Source organism: Streptomyces sp. NPDC055189 (genome assembly GCF_053606765.1).
The window spans coordinates 31,026-51,820 of record NZ_JBSGSG010000007.1 but is presented as its reverse complement, the minus strand read 5'-3'; the positions used below and the strand labels follow the sequence as shown (position 1 = coordinate 51,820).

At 71.1% G+C, this 20,795-nt stretch carries 13 protein-coding genes; 1 reads left to right on the top strand and 12 read right to left on the bottom strand.

All coding sequences use genetic code 11. The features are described 5' to 3' along the window. The 12 genes from ACWFR3_RS07510 to ACWFR3_RS07455 all read right to left on the bottom strand — a co-directional run bounded on the left by ACWFR3_RS07510 (window position 1) and on the right by ACWFR3_RS07455 (window position 18,882). Window positions 1–1,524 carry a right-handed parallel beta-helix repeat-containing protein gene (locus tag ACWFR3_RS07510; protein WP_453733616.1) on the bottom strand — a complete coding sequence of 508 codons (1,524 nt, stop codon included), beginning with the start codon at window positions 1,522–1,524 and terminating at the stop codon, window positions 1–3. A gap of 13 nt (window positions 1,525–1,537) precedes the next feature. Next, window positions 1,538–3,505, bottom strand: a complete 1,968-nt coding sequence (locus tag ACWFR3_RS07505) for an alginate lyase family protein (RefSeq protein ID WP_453733615.1) — start codon at window positions 3,503–3,505, stop codon at window positions 1,538–1,540. Next, window positions 3,502–5,703 carry a bi-domain-containing oxidoreductase gene (locus tag ACWFR3_RS07500; RefSeq protein ID WP_453733614.1) on the bottom strand — a complete coding sequence of 734 codons (2,202 nt, stop codon included), beginning with the start codon at window positions 5,701–5,703 and terminating at the stop codon, window positions 3,502–3,504. The genes ACWFR3_RS07505 and ACWFR3_RS07500 overlap by 4 nt, the downstream gene beginning before the upstream one ends. A 32-nt stretch (window positions 5,704–5,735) precedes the next feature. Then, window positions 5,736–7,664, bottom strand: coding sequence for an asparagine synthase (glutamine-hydrolyzing) (gene asnB / locus ACWFR3_RS07495; protein ID WP_453733613.1), 1,929 nt, complete (start codon window positions 7,662–7,664; stop codon window positions 5,736–5,738). Between the two features lie 3 nt (window positions 7,665–7,667). Further along, entirely contained in the window at window positions 7,668–9,239 is a 1,572-nt protein-coding gene (locus tag ACWFR3_RS07490) for a Wzz/FepE/Etk N-terminal domain-containing protein (protein WP_453733612.1), read from the bottom strand. Beyond that, window positions 9,236–10,603, bottom strand: coding sequence for a polysaccharide biosynthesis protein (locus ACWFR3_RS07485; RefSeq protein ID WP_453733611.1), 1,368 nt, complete (start codon window positions 10,601–10,603; stop codon window positions 9,236–9,238). The genes ACWFR3_RS07490 and ACWFR3_RS07485 overlap by 4 nt, the downstream gene beginning before the upstream one ends. Then, the gene (locus ACWFR3_RS07480; protein WP_453733610.1) at window positions 10,600–11,862 is read right to left on the bottom strand and encodes a glycosyltransferase family 4 protein; all 1,263 of its coding nucleotides are present in this window, start codon (window positions 11,860–11,862) and stop codon (window positions 10,600–10,602) included. Before ACWFR3_RS07480 ends, ACWFR3_RS07485 begins: the two co-directional genes overlap by 4 nt. Beyond that, window positions 11,852–13,168, bottom strand: coding sequence for a nucleotide sugar dehydrogenase (locus ACWFR3_RS07475; RefSeq protein ID WP_453733609.1), 1,317 nt, complete (start codon window positions 13,166–13,168; stop codon window positions 11,852–11,854). The genes ACWFR3_RS07480 and ACWFR3_RS07475 overlap by 11 nt, the downstream gene beginning before the upstream one ends. 73 nt (window positions 13,169–13,241) lie before the next feature. Beyond that, complete coding sequence (locus ACWFR3_RS07470; protein ID WP_453733608.1) at window positions 13,242–14,720, bottom strand: sugar transferase; 1,479 nt, start codon at window positions 14,718–14,720, stop codon at window positions 13,242–13,244. Between the two features lie 613 nt (window positions 14,721–15,333). Beyond that, on the bottom strand, window positions 15,334–16,050 hold the full coding sequence (locus ACWFR3_RS07465; protein WP_453733607.1) for a hypothetical protein: 717 nt from the start codon (window positions 16,048–16,050) through the stop codon (window positions 15,334–15,336). Between the two features lie 570 nt (window positions 16,051–16,620). Then, a complete protein-coding gene (locus ACWFR3_RS07460; RefSeq protein WP_453733606.1) occupies window positions 16,621–18,087 on the bottom strand; it encodes an amidase in 1,467 nt (488 codons plus the stop codon). 180 nt (window positions 18,088–18,267) lie between these two features. Continuing rightward, complete coding sequence (locus ACWFR3_RS07455; RefSeq protein ID WP_453733605.1) at window positions 18,268–18,882, bottom strand: TetR/AcrR family transcriptional regulator; 615 nt, start codon at window positions 18,880–18,882, stop codon at window positions 18,268–18,270. 119 nt (window positions 18,883–19,001) lie between these two features. Here ACWFR3_RS07455 and ACWFR3_RS07450 point away from each other — a divergent pair, with 119 nt between their 5' ends. Next, the gene (locus ACWFR3_RS07450; protein WP_453733604.1) at window positions 19,002–20,690 is read left to right on the top strand and encodes a CocE/NonD family hydrolase; all 1,689 of its coding nucleotides are present in this window, start codon (window positions 19,002–19,004) and stop codon (window positions 20,688–20,690) included. The last annotated feature ends 105 nt before the right edge of the window (window positions 20,691–20,795 follow it).

Here is a 20,795-nt window from a genome sequence, read left to right as displayed (position 1 = left end):
TCAATCACCGTCCCGTACACGGAGGGTGCTGCTCGCGTCCTGCTCGTACGGCGCGCCCTGCCACTGCCCGAAGTCGAGCACCCGGCTCGGGTCGTGGGCGACGAACTTCCACGGTCCGATGTAGACGTTGTCGTGCCAGCGGTTCTTCTGCTTGTGGGTGATCGCGTCGGCCACCCGCTCGCCCTTGTACGGCGACCACTTCGGATAGGTGCCGTAGTTGGCGAGGACCGCCATGCGGTCGCACCGCTCCGTGCACTTGAGGACGGACTTGTCCAGCACGAACCGGTTGGTGTGGATGTCCACCCGCTGGGTCTTCCACCGGCAGTCCGTGTAGAGCGGCGCGGTGGCGATCTGCGGGCGCGCGCAGCGGTCGGTGTTCTTCTCCAGCAACGTGCAGTCACCGGAGGAGGTGTTGGCGGGGCTGTTGCAGAACCGGTCGGCGTTCTCCCACAGGGTGATCCCGGACCAGTTGTCCTCGAACAGGTTCCGGTAGACCTCGATCTTGTCCGTGCGGGCCCGGACCCGTGGTTCGCCGCCGGACTCGGACAGGTAGACGGTCGCGAAGGGGAAGTTGTCGCCGCCGGAGGCCTCCCTGCGGCCCTCGACCCAGTTGTTGCGCCGGATCGTGTTCTTCCGGATGACCGCGTTGTAGCTGGTCTCATAGATCAGTGCGGCACCGTCGTTGGCCTCGAGTACGTTGTCCTCGATCCGGAAGTCGTTGTTGTTGGTGTCCGCCCACAATCCGGTTCCGCGGTTGTCGTGCACCCAGTTGCCGCGGATGTCGGCGCCGTCGACGGCCCAGAACTTGACGCCCCCGGTGCAGCCGCAGCCCTCCCGCCGCTTCTCCCAGTCGCCCGTGTTGTTGCCCGTGATCTCGTTGCCCTTGACCACCAGGTCGCGCAGCGGGCCCGTGCCCTTGTACGCGTTCATGCCGTACTGGCCGTTCTTGCGCAGGCAGTTGGCGCGGACCTGCTGACGGGCACCGGCCATGAGACCGGCGCCGGAGTTGTACTGGATCTTCGCGTGCTCGATCACCCAGCCGTCGGCCGAGTCGTGGTTGACCACGCCCTGGTCGTGCGGCGCGACGAAACGCTGCACGGTCAGGTGGCGGATGGTGACGTCAGGGGCGTCGCCGCCGAACGCGTACTGGTTCTTCTTCCGGCCGTCGAGTACGGCGCCCGGCGCGCCGAGGTAGCGGTTCCCCTTCTTGGGGATGATCTGGGCGTGGCGGTCCGGTTCGAGCCGGTGCTTGCCCGGTCGAAGCCAGAACGTGGTGTTCGCGGGGCTGCTCTTGGTCTTGGCGGCCAGGTCGCCCACCTTCTTGGGGTCGACCGTCACCGCGCCCGCCGGCGCTGTCGCCGGCCCGGCCGCGGGCTTGGCGCACACCCGGGCCACGGCGGCCCTGGCCCCGGACTTGGACGGCGCGGAGGTCGGCTCCGCCCGGTCGCCCGGCGAGCCGTCGCAGCCGGTCGCCGCGAGCACGGCGGCCGCCGCCACCGGTAACGCCCAGTTCCGCCACTTCATTGCCACCGTCCCCCTAGCCCCGGAACCTGAGCACGGTCGTGAAACCCTGCGTGCCGTCGGCGAAACCGGTGCCGATCAGTGTCGTGGCGGGTTCCTTGCGCCCGAAGCCGGCGGAGTACCAGCCCAGCGGCGGGTTGCTCTCGCCGCGATGCGCGCGCCAGTTCAGCTGCCCGGGCAGGTCGAGCACCGCCGAGCGGTCCTCGCCGTCCCTGGTCCAGGTCAGCACCGCGCGGTTGCCGGTCAGCTCCGCGGTGATCGCCGGGCCGAGGTGGAACGCGAGCTGCGCGGCCCGGCCCTGGCCGCGCACCTCGTCGATCACGCGCAACTCTCCGCTTGCAGAGGCCAGTTCGACCCGGCGGCGGTGCACAGCGCCGTCCGCGCTCTGGTAGCCGTCGTGCTCGGCGCACCAGCGGGACGTGCCCCCGTCAGCAGCTCCGGACGTGTCCGCGACCAGGACCCGGCTGCGGGCATGCCGGGTCCACAGGAACGGGCCGCCGGAGACGGACTGGTCACCGCCGCCGAGGCGCAGAGTGTTGTGGCCGAGGGTCGAGCGGAAGTACTGCCGCCACTCGGGCTCCCCGTGATAGCAGAACGTCCCCGGGTCGGCGAGCACGTCGACGCCGTCGTGCCGGACCTCCACGGACAGCGCGTCGGCGTGGGCATGCGCGGCGATGGACAGGAAGCCGTGCGGGCCCCCGTCGCAGCGGCACCAGATCTCTCCCGGTCCGCGCAGGATGGTCATCCCCGCGTCGGCGAAGTGGGCCGGCCTGCTCACGGGGCGTCCGGATGCGTTGTGCGCGTACGGGCGGATCAGCGCGGCAAGGAGTGGCGTGCGCACATCGGTGCCGGTCACCTCGGGCCACCACGAGAGCCGCCCGAACACGGCGTCCCCGGTGGCAAGGAGCGAGCCCCAGCGGCCGGTGCCCGCGCCGTCCACGATCAGGCCGTGCCCGTCGTCGGCGTCTCCCTGGCGCGGTGGCCGCAGTCGGTTGTCCACGACGGCCGCGAGCGCGTCGGTCATCCGCAGCAGTACGCGGTGGATCGACGCGGGGACCGGCACACCGGCGGCATCCGCCTCGGCCACGGCGGCCAGACCGAGCTCGAGGACGAGGCCGTGATACTCGGTGGCGAGCTCGCGGTTGAGTCCCGAGCCGAAGGTGTTGGCCTCGAGATGCCGCTCGAGGGAGCGCAGCGCGCCGTCCCGCCAGCCCTCCGACGAGGGGAACCAGTCGAACGCGCAGGCTGCCGCGAACTGCCCGGCAGCCTCGGCGATGACGTGGTTGTTCGCCGAGGATCCCCGGCTGGGGAAGGCGGCAAGCCAGCGCTGGTGGTGCCAGATCTGGTTCAGCGCCACCGGGTTGTCCTCGAAGAGACCGGCCGCGCCGGACCAGCCGTCGAGCAGCCGGCGGATCCACACCCAGGAGAGCAGCCGGATGCCCAGCTCGATGCCGCTGATCCAGTGCACCGCGCGCAGCGGCGGGTTGACCGCCCACCACGACCGCAGGTGCGCGGCCACGCGCTCGGCGTACCGCTCGTCCCCGGTGACCGCGTAGGCGGCGGCGAGCACGGTCAGGTACTGGTGCCGGGACGGCTCCCAGATCTGCTTGATGTCCCCGACCGCGTCCTCGTCGCGATAGGGCACGTCGAAGGCATAGCCCCACGGAGCCCGTCGGCCGGTCTTCGGGTCGTACCACCAGTCCGGGTCCGCCATGTCGTCGCGGTCCACGCCGAAGTACGTGGCGTGCCCCTCCATCAGCCGGTCCGCCTCGGCCACCAGACGCTTCGCGGCGTCAGGCGGCACCGCGCCGATCGCTTCGGCGGGCAGTACCGCGGTGAACCGGGCGCCGGTCACCGCAGGGCAGTCCGGCGGCGCCGAGCGCCGCCACTGCCGCCTGCGTACCGCGTCGCCCACCCGGCCGCCGACCTCCTGCGGCCGCATCCGGGAAAGGCGCCGCAGGTACCAGCCCGCACTCGTGGTCATCGCGTCCTCGTCAGTGCCACCGGCGCGCCGCCGGCCAGGCCGGTCTGCACGGCGAGGGTGGCCGCCGTGGTGGCGACGAGGGACTCCAGCGATACCGGCATCGGACCGCCGGACCGCACGGCCCGCACGAACGAGGCCAGTTCGGCGTTCTGTCCCTTGTCCCTGGCCTTGGGCAGCCGCGAGCTGACCCAGCGCTTGCGGCCGACTCCCCCGTCCGCGAACACCGAGGCACGGACGAAGTCGTCGAGCCGCAGCACCTTGCCGTCCGCGATCAGGTCCAGGGTCTCCTTGGGGAAGCTGCCGGGACCGGTGGTGACATAGCTGATGGTGGCCGTGGACCCGTCCGGGTAGCCGAGGACGATCTGAAGGTCCTCGTTGCCGGACGTGGCGGTCGCGTACACCGAGACCGGGTCGGCCCCGAGCAGCCAGCTCGCCGTGTCGATGAAGTGCCCGCCCTCGCCGGCGAACCGGGAGCCCTCGGAGCCCTGCTGGAGGTACCAGCTGCCTTGCTGGAGCCGGCCCGCGTTGACCAGGTAGCGCAGGCTCGCCGGACCGGTCCGGGCGCCGAACTTCTCCTTGGCCTCCTGCAGCAGCGGTGCGAAGCGGCGGTTGAAGCCCACCTGCAGCCGGTCGTTGCCGGACTCCTCCACCGCCGCGAGCACACCGGCGAGTTCGTCCTCGGTGAGGGCGAGCGGCTTCTCCACGAACACCGCCTTGCCCGCGAGCAGTGCCCTGCGGGTCAGTTCGGCGTGCGAGCTGTGCCGGGTGACCACGAACACCGCGTCGATGGCCGGGTCGTCGAACGCGGCGTCGAGATCGGTGGTCGCCTCGGCGAAGCCGAACTTCCGCTTCGCGTTGGCAGCGGACAGCGCCGTCGTGGTGACGACCTTGGACAGCTCGACTCCGTCGCGCCCCGTCAGGTGCGGAAGCAGCATCGACGTGGCGTAGTTCCCCGCGCCGACGAACGCCAGGCGCACGGGCGATGCGGCGGACCGGACCGGCCTCGGCTTTACGGCGACCGAGGGCACGGCCACCGAAGGCACGTTCACCGCGGGAGCCTCGGCTTCCGCCGTCTGTCCGGGGTAGCGGAACAGCACCGCCACGGCCTTCAAGTCGCCGTCCTTCAGGCGCTGGTAGGTCTCGACGGCGTCATCGAAGTCGGCGACGTGGGAGATCAAGGGGTCCACGTCGACGCGGCGGCGGGCGACGAGGTCGAGGAAGCACGCCAGGTTGCGGCGCTCGGTCCAGCGCACGTAGCCGATCGGGTAGTCGCGCCCCTCGATCTCGTACGCCGGGTCGTAGCGCCCGGGCCCGTAGGAGCGCGAGAAGCGGACGTCGAGCTCCTTCTCGTAGTAGGCGTTCCACGGCAGGTCCAGGCGGCACTTGCCGATGTCGACGACCCGGCCGCGGTCCCTGCTCAGCCGGGCGGCCAGCTCGACGGGCTGGTTGCTGCCGCCGCCCGCGGCCAGGTACGTCTGGTCCACGCCGTGCCCGCCGGTGAGTTCGGCGACGGCGGCTTCCACGGCCGCGGAGGCGGGATCGCCGCAGGCCGCGGCGCCCAGGCGCTCGGCGAGCTCGCAGCGGGCCGGGTCGGGGTCGGCCCCGACGACGCGGACACCCGCGGCGGTCAGGAGCTGCACCACCAGCTGTCCGATCAGGCCGAGGCCGATGACGAGGGCCACCTCGCCCAGCTGCGGCTCGCCCTGGCGAACGCCCTGCATCGCAATGGACCCGACGGTACCGAAGGCCGCGTGCCGCGGCTCGAGGCCGTCGGGCACCGGGGCGTAGAGGTTCTTCGGCACCCAGTTGAGCTCGGCGTGCAGCGCGTGCTCGTTGCCGGCGCAGGCCACGAGGTCGCCGACCTTGACGTCGTCGACCCCGGCGCCGACCTGCTCCACCACTCCGCACAGCGAATAGCCGAGGGGTGTGTAGGAGTCCAGCTTGCCCATCACCTTGCGGTAGGTGGCGGGCAGCCCGTTGGTGGCCACGCTCTGCGCGACCTTGGCGACCTGGTCGGGCCGGGAGCGGGCCTTGCCCACCATCGACATGCCGGCCTCGGACACCTTCATGAGCTCGGTTCCGGTGGATATCAGCGAGTAGGCGCTGCGGACGAGCACACCGCCCGGCTTGCATCCCGGCACCGGGACGTCGAGCAGCGCCAGTTCGCCGCTCTTGTAGTTCTGTACGACCTGCTTCACCCGAGCTCCTCTTGTTTCAACTTCCAACGCCGTCAAGCCGCTTGTCTCTGACCGGAGCCAGAGGTCGCGTCGCGATACCAGTACTCGAGGGTCAGCACATGCCACAGATGCTTGGAGAAGTCCCGCTGACCGGCGGCGTCCTCGGCGACCATCCGCTCCAGCGCGTCACGGCGCAGGATCCCGGAGCTGACCAGCACCCCGTCGTTGATCACCTCACGCACCAGCGGTGCCAGATCCCGGCTCATCCAGGCCCGCAGCGGGGCGCTGAACAGGCCCTTGGGCCGGTAGGCGATCTCCCTGGGCAGAACCGAGGTGGCCGCCTCCTTGAGGACGGCCTTGCTCTGCCGTCCGACGATCTTGCGATTGCCGGGCAGGGCGAACGCCGCCCTGACCACCTCGACGTCCACGTACGGCACCCGCACCTCGGTCGACGCGGCCATGCTGGAGCGGTCGGTGTAGGCGAGGTTCAGGCCCGGCAGGAACATCCGGGCGTCGCCCAGGCACATGCGGTTGACGAAGTCGTCGAGGTCGTTGTCCTCGTAGACGTCCGCGTGCTCGGTCAGTACGTCGTCGACCGCCCCGGCCAGGTCCGGATTGACCAGGGCGAGCAGCTCGTCCTGGTCGTACATGGTGTAGCTGCGCCGGAACGCGGTCTCCTCCGGCAGATCGGCGAAGGAGAGGAACCGCTTGGCGAAGCGCACCGAACGCAGTCCCCGGCGGGCCGTGGCGACCGGCAGCCGGTCCACGGCCGCGGAAACGCCGCGCCGCAGGGGCCGCGGGACGCGCTGGTAGCGCAGCGCGAGCAGGTTGGCCAGGTGCTTGCGGTAGCCGGCGAACAGTTCGTCGGCGCCCATCCCCGAGAGCATCACCTTGACCCCGGCTTCCCGGGCGGCCGAGCAGATCAGGAAGGTGTTGATCGCGGCGGGGTCGCCGATCGGCTCGTCCAGGTGGTGCGTCATCTGCGGCAGCAGGTCGAGCACGTTCGGGGCGATCTCGATCTCGTGCAGGTCGACGCCGAACTGCTCGGCGACCTGCCGGGCATAGCGCAGGTCGTCCGGCATCGCCTCGAACTTGGCGTCCTCGGCGCGGAACCCGATCGTGTAGGCGGAGATGCCTGGCCGGTCGCGGGCCGCGAGCGCGGTCAGGTAGCTGGAGTCGAGACCGCCCGAGAGGAAGGTCGCCACGGGGACGTCGGAGAGCAGGTGCTGCCGGGTCGACTCCTCGACGACGGCGGCCAGATCGGGCAGTTCGCCGCTGCGCGCCCGCTCCTGCCCCTCGGCGGCGACGTCGCGCAGGTTCCAGAACTGCCCGCGCTGCACCCGGCCGTCGGGCCGGATCCTGAGCCAGCTGCCCGGCGGCAGCTTCTCCGCCTCGCGGAACGCGCACCGCGAGTCCGGCACCCAGTAGTAGAGCAGCGAGGCGACCAGCGCCGCGTCGTCCACCTGAAGGGATCCGCCGGCCACGGCGGCGAGCGCCTTGAGCTCGGAGGCGAACACCAGACCCTCGCCGCGCCGCAGGAGGAACAGCGGCTTGATGCCCAACTGGTCGCGGGCGAGGACCAGTTCACCGGTGCGTTCGTCGAAGACGCCGAACGCGAACATGCCGCGCAGCCGGGGCAGGCAGTCGGTGCCCCAGCGCCGCCACGCCTCAAGGAGCACCTCGGTGTCGGAGGTGCCGCGGAAGCGCACCCCGCCCGCCTCCAGCTCGGCGCGCAGCTGGGGCGCGTTGTAGAGCTCGCCGTTGTACGTCAGGGCGAGGCCGCCCGAGACCATCGGCTGGGCGCCTGTCTCGGACAGGTCGATGATGGAGAGGCGGCGGTGCCCGAGCTGCACTTCGCCGTCACCGGCGGGGTGGCCGTACCGGCCAGCCGCATCCGGTCCGCGGTGGGCGAGGACATCGGTGAGCCGGTCGGTCACGACCTTCCCGTCCGGCCATCGGTAGGTGCCTGCGATGCCACACATGTCTTACCGCGCCTCCTGGTCGCTGTCCGGAACTCGTACGGCCCATGACGGCTGCTCCGACAGCTGCCGGCCCTCCCCCACTGCCTCGACGGCGTGGGAGGTACCCCCGGCGTTCTGCCGGGCAAGGCGTTCTTTGTGGCCGCGCAACGCGGTGTGCCGGCCGTCCCACAGGGTGCCGTCGGTCCGGTCCCGCGGATCGGGGTCGACGAGCACCACTCCGATCACCGGAATGAGCAGGTCCGCGAGTTGCCGGGCCACGGTGTGCAGCCATGCGGTGCTGCCGTGCCCGGCGCGTACGACGAGCACGGTCTGCGAACCGAGGTCCTGCAGGCCGGTCCACGCCGTGCCGGGCGCGACCGAGCCGACACCGAGCCGGCGCACCTGGTGCGACACGGTGGCGGCACGGTCGGCGCCGACGACGGCCGGGCCTCCCGGCTCCTGGCCGCGGGCGGCGCGCTGCAGGGCCGGCAGGTCATCGATGATGACGACGGGGCCCTCTTCCGACAGTGCCTTCGCGAGGTCCAGGGCGAGCACGCCCGTGCTGTGCGCGCTGCCCAGTTCCAGGAGCGACACCGATTCCGAGGAGTCGCGCACGGTGCGGGCCAGGGTCGATATGAGCCGTTCGCGTGCCAGGCGGGTCCGTCGCAGCTGCCACAGTTTGATCGGCCGTCGGGGCACGCGGCGCATCTCCGCGATGACCGAGGCCCCCAGGTTCGCGGCGATTTCCCGGCGCAGCACGGGACGGTCCGCCACCACCGAACCGACGGCGGCCACCCCGAGCCCGAGAACGAGCCCGAGAACGAGCCCGATCGCGGCGTTGGTGACCATGGCCAGGGGCAGGGAGTGCCGCACCGCGCGCGGGTCGTCCACGATCTGCGTGCCGGCGATGATCCGGGGTGTGCCCATGCGTGCCTCTTCGGCGCGCTGGTTGAAGTCGGCGATGCGGGAGGTGAGCTCGGCCCGGCGGGCGAAGAGCGACTCCATGCTCGCCGACGACTCGGGGTCGGTCTCCGGTTCGCTCTCCGGTGTCCTGCCGCCGATCGACTTGTTGACCCGGGCGAGTTCCTTGCGCATGCGGTCGCCCTGGTCGCGCAGGGCCTTGGACTCGGCCTTGGCGGCCGCTTCCATCCGCCGCACGTGGTCCGCGATGAACGCGTCCGCCAACGCCTTTGTCCGGGCCACCGCTTCCTTGTCGCTGTCACCCGTGACGTCGATCTGCAGCAGGTTGTTGGTCACGCCGGTGCCCCGGTAGTCCTTCAGGAAGTCCTCCGGCTTCACCGGTGACTTGAGGGACTTCAACGCCTTGTCGGCGATGCGGGTGGTCTGCAGCACCTCTACGTCGGTGCGGATCAGCGTTCCGGTGTCGTTGGGCTGATCGTCCTGATGGGCGACCAGCACCTTGGCCATGGCGGCCGGGGGCGGCGGTCGCAGGACGGCCACCGCCGCGCCGAGCAGCAGCCCCAGGAGGGCCAGGGAGCACCAGAGGCGGCGGCGCCTGCGCACCGCCACCACCAGCGCCTGGAGGTTCAGCAGCGGAGCGGCCGTCGACGGCTCCGAGGTCGTGTTCGTCGTCACGCCGGGCCTCCCGTCGCGTGGCCGCGAGCCGCGAGCGCGGGAGTGGCGTTCTGTTCGGGGTGCCCGACCGGCCGGGCGGGACGGGCGCGGACCGTGCCGGCGACGACGACGCCGACGACCTCGTGCCTGCTGTCCGCGCACGCCTCGGCGATGCCGGTGAGCTCAGCCGCGGTCCAACTGCCCGCGCTGAGCACGACCAGGGCGCCGGACTCGGCGTCACGGTCCGGCACCATCGGCCGGGACACCGGGACTTCCACCATCCGCATCCGCGGATCGTTCCTCGACTCGGCGACGAGCTGTCCGGCGGCCCGGCGGCCGATCTCGTCGCCCTCCGGTACGACCACGAGCAGGCCCCGGGAGCCCGGCACCTGGATCCGGACACGGGCGCACACCCGCCGGTAGCGCAGCTGTCTGCCGGCCTCGTCGGAGGCCAGGGGGACCGGTATGTCCCAGCGGGTGTCGACGCCGAGGAAACGGCGGACCCGGGCCCGCGCGCCGCCGCCCGCGGACCGGTGGGCGGTTCGTCCGCCGGGCACGTCGACGGTGCCGATGAGCGCCGAGCCCAGCGCCGCGGCGATCTCCGGTTCGGTCCGCAGCCGGCGGTTGGAGCGTGCGGCGGCGAGATGGGCGATGACCGCGACCAGCAGGGACAGCAGCGCCCCGCCGACCATGAGCTGCGTCCTCGTCGGCGGTGCCTCGCCGGTCGGCAGGGCAGCGGGGCCCATGACGACCATGCCGGCCTTGCCGGTCGCCGGATCGGCCTCTTCGAGCTTCTTCATGGCCTCCTCCAGCGAGGTGCGCAACTTCTCCAGCGAGGTGCGGGCCTGCACGCTCTCCACGGTCTGTCCCGGATCGGCCGCCTTGGCCAGTTCGCTGATACGGCGGTTGGTCTCCGCGACCTTCTTGCGCAGCGCCTCGGGCCCCGAAGCCCGCGCGGGGTCGGTGCTGCCGCCCGCGACCCTCGTGGCGAAGGTGACGAACTCCTTGGCCACCCGGTCGGCCAGCTGCTGCGCGCGCTCCGGAGTGTCGGCCGTACCCGAAATCTCGACGATGTTCCCGTCGGCGGCCTTGGCGCTCACCTGGTCGATGAGCTCGCTGCCCTCGCCGTCCGTCCAGTCGAGCGCGTCGGCCGCCCGGTCGACCACCGACGAACTGGTCGCGACGTTCACCTGGGTCAGCAGCTCGCGTTCCTCCCACGCCCCCGGAAGCAGCACGGATGCCGATGCCGTGAAACGCGGCGGGAACAGCACCACCGAGGCGCCGTAGCCGACGAGTGCACCCACCAGGGCGACGACGGCGAGCAGCCGCCAACGCCTGCGGAAGATCCATCCGATCGTGACCAGACGGATCGTGTCGTCGCTCAACGTCGCCGCCCCCTCCCCTTCCGGACCGGGGCGCCACCGACACGGATGTGGTCGCGGCAGGCCACGGCGTACGCGGCGAGCAGCGAAGCTTGCGAGTTCTCCCAGGAGAGCGGACCGCTGACCCGCTCCTGGCCGATCTTGCCCATCCGTGCCCGCTTCTCCGGGTCGTCCAGAAGCAGCGCGGTGAGTCTGGCGAATTCGGCCTCGTCGTTGGCGGGCGCGTACACGGCGGCCTCACCGGCGGAGACGCGCGCCTCCCGCAGATCGAAGGAGACGATCGGCCGGCCCATGGCCATGTACTCCAGGACCTTGTTCATCGTCGACACGTCGTTGAGCGGATTGCGCGGGTCCGGGGAGAGGCATACGTCCGCGGTGGACAGATAGCGCACCAGGTCGGCGTCCGGGATGCGCCCGGTGAACTCCACCTGCTCGGAGAGCCCGAGCTCCCCGGCCAGCTCCACCATCGCGTCGAAGGCGTCGCCGGAGCCGACGAACACCGCGTGCCAGTCGCTGCGCCCGAGCTCGTCGCGCAGTTTCGCCAGCGCACGCAGGGCGTAGTCGACGCCGTCCTGGGGGCCCATGACGCCGAGGTAGCACAGCAGATGTTCCTTGCCGCGCTTCAACTCCGGCTCGGGCGGCACCGGTTGGAAGCGGTCTACCGCGGGCGCGCTGCGCACCACGAAGACGTCCTCCGGCTTCTTGCCGCCACGGCTCACCGCGACGTCCCGGTAGCTCTCGTTGGTGGCGATCACGATGTCCGCGGCCCGGTAGGTCATCCGTTCGAGGGCGCACACGGCGCGGTAGAGCACGTCCTTGCCGCGGCCGAAGCGTGACAGGTACAGCTCGGGCACCAGGTCGTGCTGGTCGAAGACGAATCGTGCGCCGCGCCGCGTCAGCCACCGGGCCGGCAGGAACAGCAGGTCCGGCGGATTGCAGGCGTGCACCACATGGACGGGGCCGACCTTGCGGGCGAGACGGGCGGTGTGCCACAACGCCGATCCGTACTCGCGCAGATAGCCGGCGGGGCCTCCGGTGGCCGCGCGCAACGGGTAGCGGTGGATCCGCACCCCGTCGATCTCGGCCTCCGGCTCCGTGTCCCGCTTCGTGCCTTGCGGGCAGATGACGTGCACCGTCCATCCCGCGTCGCGCAGTGTCGTGCATTCCTGCCACACCCGCCGGTCGAACGGCACCGACAGGTTTTCCACCAAAATCAGCGCGCGGCGGGCAGGCCCGCCGCCGCTCGTTGCGTTACCAAGCAAGGCCCACGTACCCCGGTTCTGTCCGGCGCGCTTCGGCGTCGGGTAGGCGGATCAGATCAATGAGCACCGGTGCCGGACCATGGGGCAGCGCCGAAAGGACGGCCGGATCCTTGGTCCCCACCAGGCATACCTCGGAGTGCTCGAGCACGTCGTCGACGGAGTCGGCGAGGAGCTGGGCGAGGTGCGGAAGGCGGGTCTCGATGTACTCGCGGTTCGCGCCGATCAGCCGGGAGAGGCTCACGTTGGCGTCGTAGATCCGCAGGTCGTAACCCTTGCCGAAGAGTCTCTCCGCCAGCTCGACGAGCGGGCTCTCGCGCAGGTCGTCGGTGCCGGGCTTGAAGGAGAGACCGAAGAGGCCCACCTTGCGCTTGCCGGTGCGCTCGACCAGCTCCACCGCGCGCTGCAGATGGTCCGCGTTGGAGGGCAGCACGTGGGAGAGGATGGGCACCGATATGTCCGCCCGCTGCGCCGCGTGGACCAGGCTGCGTAAGTCCTTGGGCAGGCAGGAGCCGCCGAAGGCGAAGCCGGGCCGCAGGTAGGCGGGGCTGATGTTGAGCTTGCGGTCGGCCAGGAACACGTCCATCACCTGGTGCGAGTCCACGCCGAGCGCCTGGCACACCGCGCCGAGCTCGTTCGCGAAGCCGATCTTGAGGCCGTGGAACGCGTTGTCCGCGTACTTGATCGCCTCGGCCGTCGGCACCGGCACCCGGAACACCTCGCCGGGCAGGCTGTCGTACAGCGCCGCCACGACGTCGCCGCTTGCCGCGTCGAGTTCGCCGATGACGGTCTTGGGCGGGTCGAAGAAGTCCCGCACACTCGTGCCCTCGCGCAGGAACTCCGGGTTGACCGCGACCCCGATGTCCACCCCGGCCGTGCCGCCGACGGCCTTCTCCAGGATGGGTACGAGCAGGTTCAGGCACGTGCCCGGCAGCATGGTGCTGCGGAACACGACGGTCTGCCGCCCGCCCCGCTCGGCCACCGCGGCGCCGATCTGCTCGGTGACCCGCTCCAGGAACGTGGTGCACAGGGCGCCGTTGGGCTCCGACGGGGTACCCACACAGATCAGCGACACCTCGCTGCCCATGATCGCCTCGCGGACATCGACGGTGGCGCGCAACGCCCCGCTCCGCACGACCTCGGCGGTGAGCTCGCCGATCCGCTCCTCGACCACCGGGGCCTTGCCGTCGTTGACCAGGTCGACCTTCACCTGGTTGACGTCCACCCCGATGACCTCGTGGCCCATGCTGGCCAGGCACGCGGCCGACACGCAGCCCACATATCCGAGACCGAAAACGCTGACTCTCATTACTCGTCCATCCCCCCAGGCAGGCCCCCACGGCCTGCGATCCGCGCGCCCGCCGGGCGACGCCCCCCACGCATCAGTAGGCCCCCTGGCCGTAGAGCACCGCACGCAGCGTCTTCCACAAGATCACTGAGTCCAGGGCGAGCGACCAGTCCTCCACGTACCGCAGGTCGAGGCGGACCGCCTCCTCCCACGGCAAGTCGCTGCGTCCGCTGATCTGCCACAGGCCGGTCAGGCCCGGCTTGACGAGCAGCCGCCGCCGGATGTCCGGGCCGTACGCGGCGGATTCCTCCGGCAGCGGAGGCCGCGGGCCCACGAGCGACATCGATCCGGTGAGTACGTTGAAAAGCTGCGGGAGCTCGTCGATCGAGTACCGGCGGAGCACCGCTCCCACCCGGGTCACCCGCGGATCCCGGCGCAGCTTGAACAGCAGCCCCGCACCTTCGTTGCGGTGGACCAGCTGGGCACGCGCCCCGTCGGCCCCGGCGACCATGGTGCGGAACTTGAAAATGGTGAACTCGCGGCCGTCCTTGCCCACTCTGCGCTGGCGGTAGAGCGCCCCGCCCCGGCTCTCCGCCAGGACGAGCAGCCCGACCAGCACCATCAGCGGCGCGAAAAGCACCAGCAGGAACGCCGCGCCCAGCCGGTCGACCACCCCTTTGACCACCCGGCGGCCGCCGGTGAAGGTCGGCATGCTGACCCGCAGGAGGGGGATCCCGAGCACCGCGTCGACGTGCAGCCGCGGTCCCGCCACCTCCATCAGGACGGGCGCCACGACCATCTCGGCATCGCTGCCCTCGAGGTTCCAGGCCAGGCGTTGCAGCCGGTCCGGTGACCAGTGCGGGTCCGGTGTGACCGCGACGACCCGGTAGCCGTCGCGGTGTACGTGGCCTGCGACGTCCGTCAGTTGGCCGACGACCGGCACGCCGTCCAGCTGGTCACCGTCGGCCCCGAGACCGTCCGTCGTGCACACCGCGTCCACCTGCCAGCCCAGATGCGGGAACTTGCGGGTGCGGGTGATCAGATCGCTGACGGTGGCCAGACTCCCGGCGGCGAGCACCGGGCGCAGGCACCGTCCTTCTTTGCGCTGTCTGTGCAACCAGAGGCGCAGCAGGTACCGCGCGGTCATGGTGAGGAGGGCGATCGCGGGGATCGCGACGAAGATCCAGAGTTTGATGTTGCGCGAGGTGAGAGCGATCCCGCCGAGCGCCAGTACGACGACCGCCGTGAACAGTGAACGGCCGAGCCGGCGGAATTCCTCCGCACCCTGGCCGAGTACGGCCGGCGCCCAGGCCCGGCTCACCGCGAGCGCTCCCAGCACCAGTAACTCGGTGCCGAATGCCAGGATCCCCCACTTCTCGTGCCAGTTGGCCGCGTCTCTGGCCCCGAAGAAGATGCCGATGGACGCCACCACGAAGGCGGTGACCACGGTATCGCTGGTGATCACGGTACGTCGGTACCGCTGTTCCCAGTCGCTGGCCGGTCGGCTGATGGTCCCGTTCGCCAGGCGCCCATGCGCCGACGGAAACGGGTCGACTAATTCCCCCTGCTGCACAGGACCCCCCACAGGTCGCTTGGTTCCCTCGGGAGACCCCCGCCCCCCGCGCCGTGCTGTTCAACCCCCTACGGGAGGCCCCCGCCTCCCGCGTCGCACCGTTCTTCCCCCCGGGAGGCCCCCGCCTCCCGCGCATGGCAAATCCCGGCCATAAGGCCGCTACTTGCTGGGCCCACCCCTACGGGCAGCAGGCTCACGTGACCTGCCAGACGTTCGAGGTGCGACGGAACCGGTCGGGACCCCGGGCGCTCCCCGCACCCAACGTCCTTCTCCGGCACCGAAGTTGGTCACCTCTGCGCCTGGCGCCGGGGACGCGACTGCCGCCTGTCTCTAGCGCCGAACGTATTGATCATTGTCGGTCGCTTCACGCTGGAACAGCTGAAGCACGGTCAATTTAGACCATCGGGGTCGCCCTGTAGAGGGGGTGTGTGGAATTCGTGTTCAACCTTTGAGACTGGACCCACTTGCGGATGACACCCCATGGACGCGTTGACGGAGAAGACATGCCCCGTGACCTGGGGTGACGAGAGTTGTCCCAGCTGGCGACACCAGCAACCGCGAGCCGTTGCGGAATTGACAACTGGGCTGGATTTAGACCCTCTTGGCGGGTCTCTCAGGGGCGGATGCGGACGCCGTGGCGGGTGCGCATGCGGTGCAGTTCCCACAGGGCGACCGCGGTCACGGATACCGGGCCGCCGAGCACCGCACACCACTGCGCGGCCGGCGGCCCGTACGGCAGCCCGCCTTCGAGCGCCACGCTGCAGAGCATCAGTTCCCAGACGAGTACGACGGTGAGTGCGGCGGGGAGAGCGGCGTGCACGTTGGACGTGTTGAAGGCATAGCGCGCGGCGTAGGCGGAGGCGAACAGGAGGAACGGAAGGAGCCAGATGAGGCCGATGAGGAGCCCGAGCGCCACGAGGCCGTTGAGGAGCGTGCCGTAGTTCTGTTTCAGGAGGACGGCACTGCCCGCCAGTACGAGGCCGACGCCCACCAGGATGCCGACGTACCAGCCCACGGCCTTGAGCGGTGCGCGCAACCGGGAGCGGAGCACGCTCCGTTGCGCGGCGGGGGCGTAGCGGATGAAGCCGACCACGACCAGCGGTCCGGTGAGGATGAGCAGCAGCGGGGCCAGAATCAGCTTCACGACGCCGTCGTTGGCGACACCGCTCCAGCCGTCGTCCGAGCCGTAGGTGTAGATCAACAGGAGGCTGGCGAACGCACCGGCGATCGCGCGCCACAACTGCACCCGCGTCACGATCCGGTCATCGACACGGCCCGCGCCCGGCTGGTTGAAGATCGCCTCGGCGCGGCGGCGGGCGGAACGGATCACCGGGACGATCGGCGAGACGAAGAGCCACGCGCAGCCGGAACGCCGCCGCCTGACGGGCTGCGGCGGTTGCGGATACGGGTACGGGTGCGGAGGCGGGACCGGATGCGGTTGCGGAGGCGCATACGGACTCGGCGGCGGGCCGTACGGATCCGGACCGCCTCCCTGCGGCGCTCCGTTGCCCGGTCCCCAGCCCTGATATCCCCCGTGTGCCACCGTTACCCCTTGCCTCGTGCGCCGTCTCTGAGCGCGCGCAGTTTACTGGCCGGAACGGGACGGGTGGCGCTGGTCAGGGGGAGGCCGGCGGGAAAGACGGTGAAGGAGTCAGGGACCGGCTCCGGGCCCCGGCGCAAGCGTCGGGGAACGCCGCCGGGGCCGCAGCCGCATGGCGCGTCACCGCACCCGCCCGTCTTGACGCCCCCCCGCGCCGAAGCCACGCGTCTGCCGCACGGGGCCGCGACAGCCGCGACGGCCACGACGGCCACGACGGCCACGACGGCATTCGGCCAAAAAGGGAAGCCGGTTGCCAGAAGCCATGCTGCCCGGCGCCCGCGACCGTGAGGCAGCAGGCCGCTAACTGACCGCGAGGGGCGGCAGGAAGCGAGGAGTGCGGTCCTCGATGGCCTGTGCCGCGTCGAGGATGCGCTCCTCCGCATACCGCCCGCCGATGAGCTGGACGCTGACCGGCAGCCCTTCGCTCAGCGACGCCGGCACGGTGACGGCCGGGAAGCCGAGCACCGGCACGGCCGTCATCGGCCACATGGCGGCGACGAGTTCGGCGGCGCGTTCGGGGCTAGCGATGTCCGCGTCCTGCTCGAACGCCGGCTCCGCGCAGACCGGGGTGAGCAACACCCGTTGGTGGCCCAGGAGTTGCTGGAGCTCGGTGATGAGGGAGGCACGGCGGGCCCAGCCCTGGACATACGCCTCCAGCGACGGGCGCTCGCCCCAGATGGCCGCGGCGGCGCCGAAGGAGTACGCCAGCGAGGTGCGGATGTCGTCGTCGCCGACTTCGTTCACCAGCGGGAGCATCGGGCGGAAGTCCTCGTAGATCAGCAGTGCCCAGATGCGGGCCGCCTCGGCGAGCAGCGGCAGGTCGTCGAGTTCCTCGACCTCGTGCCCGGCGTCGGCGAGCCGGGCCGCGGCGTCGGTGACGGCCCGGTCGACACCGGGGTGGTTCTTGACGGTGCCGATGCCGCGCACCACGGTGACCTTGGCCTTGACGCCCTCGGGCAGCCGGGCGGGCGCGGCGGGGATGCCGTACGGATCGCGCAGGTCGGGGGTGGTCATGACGTGCAGTGCGAGCCGGGCGTCGGCCACCGTCCTGGCCAGCGGCCCCTCGACGGCGCACGCCTGCACGGTGGGCGGGAAGTCGATCTGCTTCCGGCCCGCGGGAGTGTCGGCGTAGGCGGGCGGCATCCAGCCGGAGACCCGGCCGACGGTGGGCCGGACGCCGACCACCCCGCAGCAGGCCGCCGGGTAGCGGATCGAACCACCGATGTCGTTGCCCTGTGCGATCGGCGTCATGCCCGCGGCGAGGCTGCTTGAGGCGCCGCCGCTGGAGCCGCCGGGAGTGCGGGCGGCGTCCCAGGGGTTGAGGGTGCGGCCGTGCAGGCCGTTGGTGGAGAACCAGCGGTAGGAGAAGGCGGGGGCGTTGCTGCGGCCGAGCAGGACGGCGCCCGCATCCCGCAGGGCCGTGACGCAGGCCGCGTCCCCTTCCGCGGGGCGGCCTGCGAGGGCGGCAACGCCGTGGCTGGTGGCGTAGCCCCGCTGATCGGTATTGATCTTGGTGGACACCGGTACGCCGTGCAGCGGGCCGAGTTCGCCTCCCGCGACGACGTCCCGGTCGGCGCGGCGCGCGTCGGCGAGGGCTTCGTCGGGGCGGATGTCGACCAGCGCCGCGAGTCGCGGGTTGGTCTCCTCGATGCGTGCGAGGCAGGACTGCACGACCTCCACGGAGGAGACCTCGCGCCTGCGGATGGCATCGGCCAGGTCGGTGGCGGTGCGCTGCCACAGCTCGGCAGCCGGATTCCGGGTTTCCATGATCGCCTCTCGCCTCTGGGGAAGGGGGCGCCCGCATCCGGGAAGGCAGACTGCCCGGTCATGCGGCAAGCGCGGCGGAGGACCGCTCCGCGCGGAAATCAAACGCTGTCATACAACGACGTTTTATTGATGCTCAGATTCACGCCCCCCACCCGGCTTGTCAAGAGCCGATCACCGGCCTCACTCCCCCGCCCCGGCATCGGCGGCCCCTTCCGGCACCTCGCCCTGGAGCAGGTCGACCGCCGCGAGCACGGCCCGCGTCCCCCGCTCGTCCGACCAGCCCTCGGGGTCCTCCAGCGTGGAGAGCCAGTACCCGCGGAACAGCAGGTGCAGGATGTCCGCCGCCAGCGCGGGAGCGGGCGTGCCCGCGGCGACGGTCACCTCCTCCAACTCGTCGCGCTGGGCGCGCGCCAGCGCACGGACCCGGTCGACCTCGCGGCCGGCCGCCGCTCCCGACCCCGCCCCGACGGTCTCCATCAAGAGCCTGCGCATCACCTCGTCGTCGTCCGCGGTGGTGCACATCCACCGCGCGAACGCCGCAAGGCGCTCGGGCCCCCGGGTGCCTTCGAGGACGCCCTCCACCTCGCGCCCCCACTCCTCCTCGGCGTGCCGCATCGCGTTGACCATCAGATCGGAGCGGCTCGGGACGTAGTTGGTGACCATGGCCGTCGAGCCGCCGAGCTGTTCGGCGACCGCACGGATGGTCACGGCGCGCACGCCGCGCTCCCTGGCCACCCGGACGGTGGCGGCGGCGATCTCGTCGAGCCGCTGGGCTGTGTCTACCTCGATCGGCATGTCATCGACCTCAAATCGACCTCGATACGGAGTGTTGACGCGGTGGCGAACTGCTGCAATGTTGTCATACAACGACGTTACACAACGCCGTTGTATCTCATGTGGCTGGAGACGCACCCATGCCTTTCACCTTCGAGCGGATCGGCGCGGCGCCCCCCGCCGAGGACGCCCGGCAGTACATGGTCCGCATGCGCGACGGCGTGCGGCTCGCCACCGACGTCTACCTCCCCGAAGCCCCGCGGGACGACGAAGCGGCGTTCCCTGCGGTACTCGTGCGGCTGCCCTACGACAAGAACAGCCGCTACGTGTACTTCGACCGGATCGCGCGCCTGTTCACCGCCCGCGGCTATGCGGTGGTGGTGCAGGACGTGCGGGGCAAGTTCCGCTCGGGCGGCAGCACGGTGCCCTTCCTGCGGGAGTCGCAGGACGGCCACGAAGCCATCGACTGGATCGTCCGCCAGACCTGGTCGAACGGCCGCGTGGGCATGTTCGGCGACTCCTACTACGGGTTCACGCAGTGGGCCGCCGTCGCCGCCCAGCACCCGGCCCTGCGGGCGATCGTGCCGCGGGTGACAGCGGCGGACTTCAGCACCATCTGGCAGCCGGAGGGACAGGCCTCGCCCGTCTGGCTGGAAGGCGTCGAGTACTTCGCCCACCACTGGGTGGACAACGACTCCTACGAGTACCGGATCGACCGCACCAGACGGCCCGTCATCGAGCAGTACGAGGAGGCGTTCCGCGCCATCGGAGCCCGCTCCCTGTGGTTCGACCTGATGGCGCCCCGCCCCGCCGGCGTGTCGACGCAGCCGGGGCTACATCCCTTCGACGCGCGGCCGGTGCCGGTGCTGCACTGCGTGGGATGGTTCGACAACATCGTCACGGCGCACATGCGCGACTACATGGAACTGGCCTCGCGGCCCGGCTGGGACGCCGTCCAGTATCTGTGGGCCGGTGCGATCGACCACGAGAACTACCGCCTCGCGCAGGCGCCGATCCGCGACGAGGACGACCACAACACCAATGAGGACGCCCTCGCCCGGATGCTGCCGGACTACGCGAATCCGGCCATCGACTTCTTCGACGTGTTCCTGAAGGGCATCCGCCCGGTGTCCTCGCTCTCCAAGGTGACCTGGGAGCTCGGCCATGCCGGCTGGCGCACCTCCACCGCCTGGCCGCCGGCCCGGAGTACCCAACGGACCTTCTGGCTCACCGAGTTGTCCCGTGCGGCGGACCCCCTGCCGGGCGCCTCGCTGGCCGACTCGCCCGCCGGCGATGAGCAGGCGGCACAGTGGGCGCACGACCCCGAAGCGCCGGTGCCCTCGCTGGTCGACGACTCGTTCGCCTATCTGCACGGCTATCCGGATCTGGCGCCGGTGGCCGCCCGTGACGACGTACTCGTCTTCTCCGCACCCGCGGTGACCGAGCCCCTGGACCTGGCGGGGCCGGTGGGCGTGGACCTCCATGTCACCGGCACCGCACCGGAGTTCGACGTCTTCGCCAAGGTCGTCGACCTCGGACCGGACGGGTGCGCGCACCAGATCGCCCGGGGCCAGGTCTCGGTGCGCTCCGCCGAGACGGCCGACGAGATCCATCTCGACCTCGGGCACACCGGCTACCGGCTGCGCCCCGGCCACCGCCTCGCCCTGATCCTGACCGGCAGCGACCACCCGCTGTTCCTGCCCGCGCCGGGCACCGGCGAGAACCCCTGGACGGCGCTCACCACCAAGCCGAGCACCCAGACCCTGTACTCGGGCGGCGCCTGCCCGTCCCGGCTGACCGTCACGGTCGCGCCCGCCCACGGCGGCTGACCCGCCCCGCGTCGCCCCCGTACACCGACGCACATCCGCGCACCACCACCCCACACCCGGCCGAAAGAACACGTCCGCAGCGATCCGACACTCCCGAGGTGCTCC

Excerpts from the sequence above, each read along its gene's own strand:
- ACWFR3_RS07475 (WP_453733609.1), bottom strand. The coding sequence starts at position 13,168 with ATGAGAGTCAGCGTTTTCGGTCTCGGATATGTGGGCTGCGTGTCGGCC.
- ACWFR3_RS07460 (WP_453733606.1), bottom strand. The coding sequence starts at position 18,087 with ATGGAAACCCGGAATCCGGCTGCCGAGCTGTGGCAGCGCACCGCCACC.
- asnB (WP_453733613.1), bottom strand. The coding sequence starts at position 7,664 with ATGTGTGGCATCGCAGGCACCTACCGATGGCCGGACGGGAAGGTCGTG.
- ACWFR3_RS07450 (WP_453733604.1), top strand. The coding sequence starts at position 19,002 with ATGCCTTTCACCTTCGAGCGGATCGGCGCGGCGCCCCCCGCCGAGGAC.
- ACWFR3_RS07455 (WP_453733605.1), bottom strand. The coding sequence starts at position 18,882 with ATGCCGATCGAGGTAGACACAGCCCAGCGGCTCGACGAGATCGCCGCC.
- ACWFR3_RS07505 (WP_453733615.1), bottom strand. The coding sequence starts at position 3,505 with ATGACCACGAGTGCGGGCTGGTACCTGCGGCGCCTTTCCCGGATGCGG.
- ACWFR3_RS07510 (WP_453733616.1), bottom strand. The coding sequence starts at position 1,524 with ATGAAGTGGCGGAACTGGGCGTTACCGGTGGCGGCGGCCGCCGTGCTC.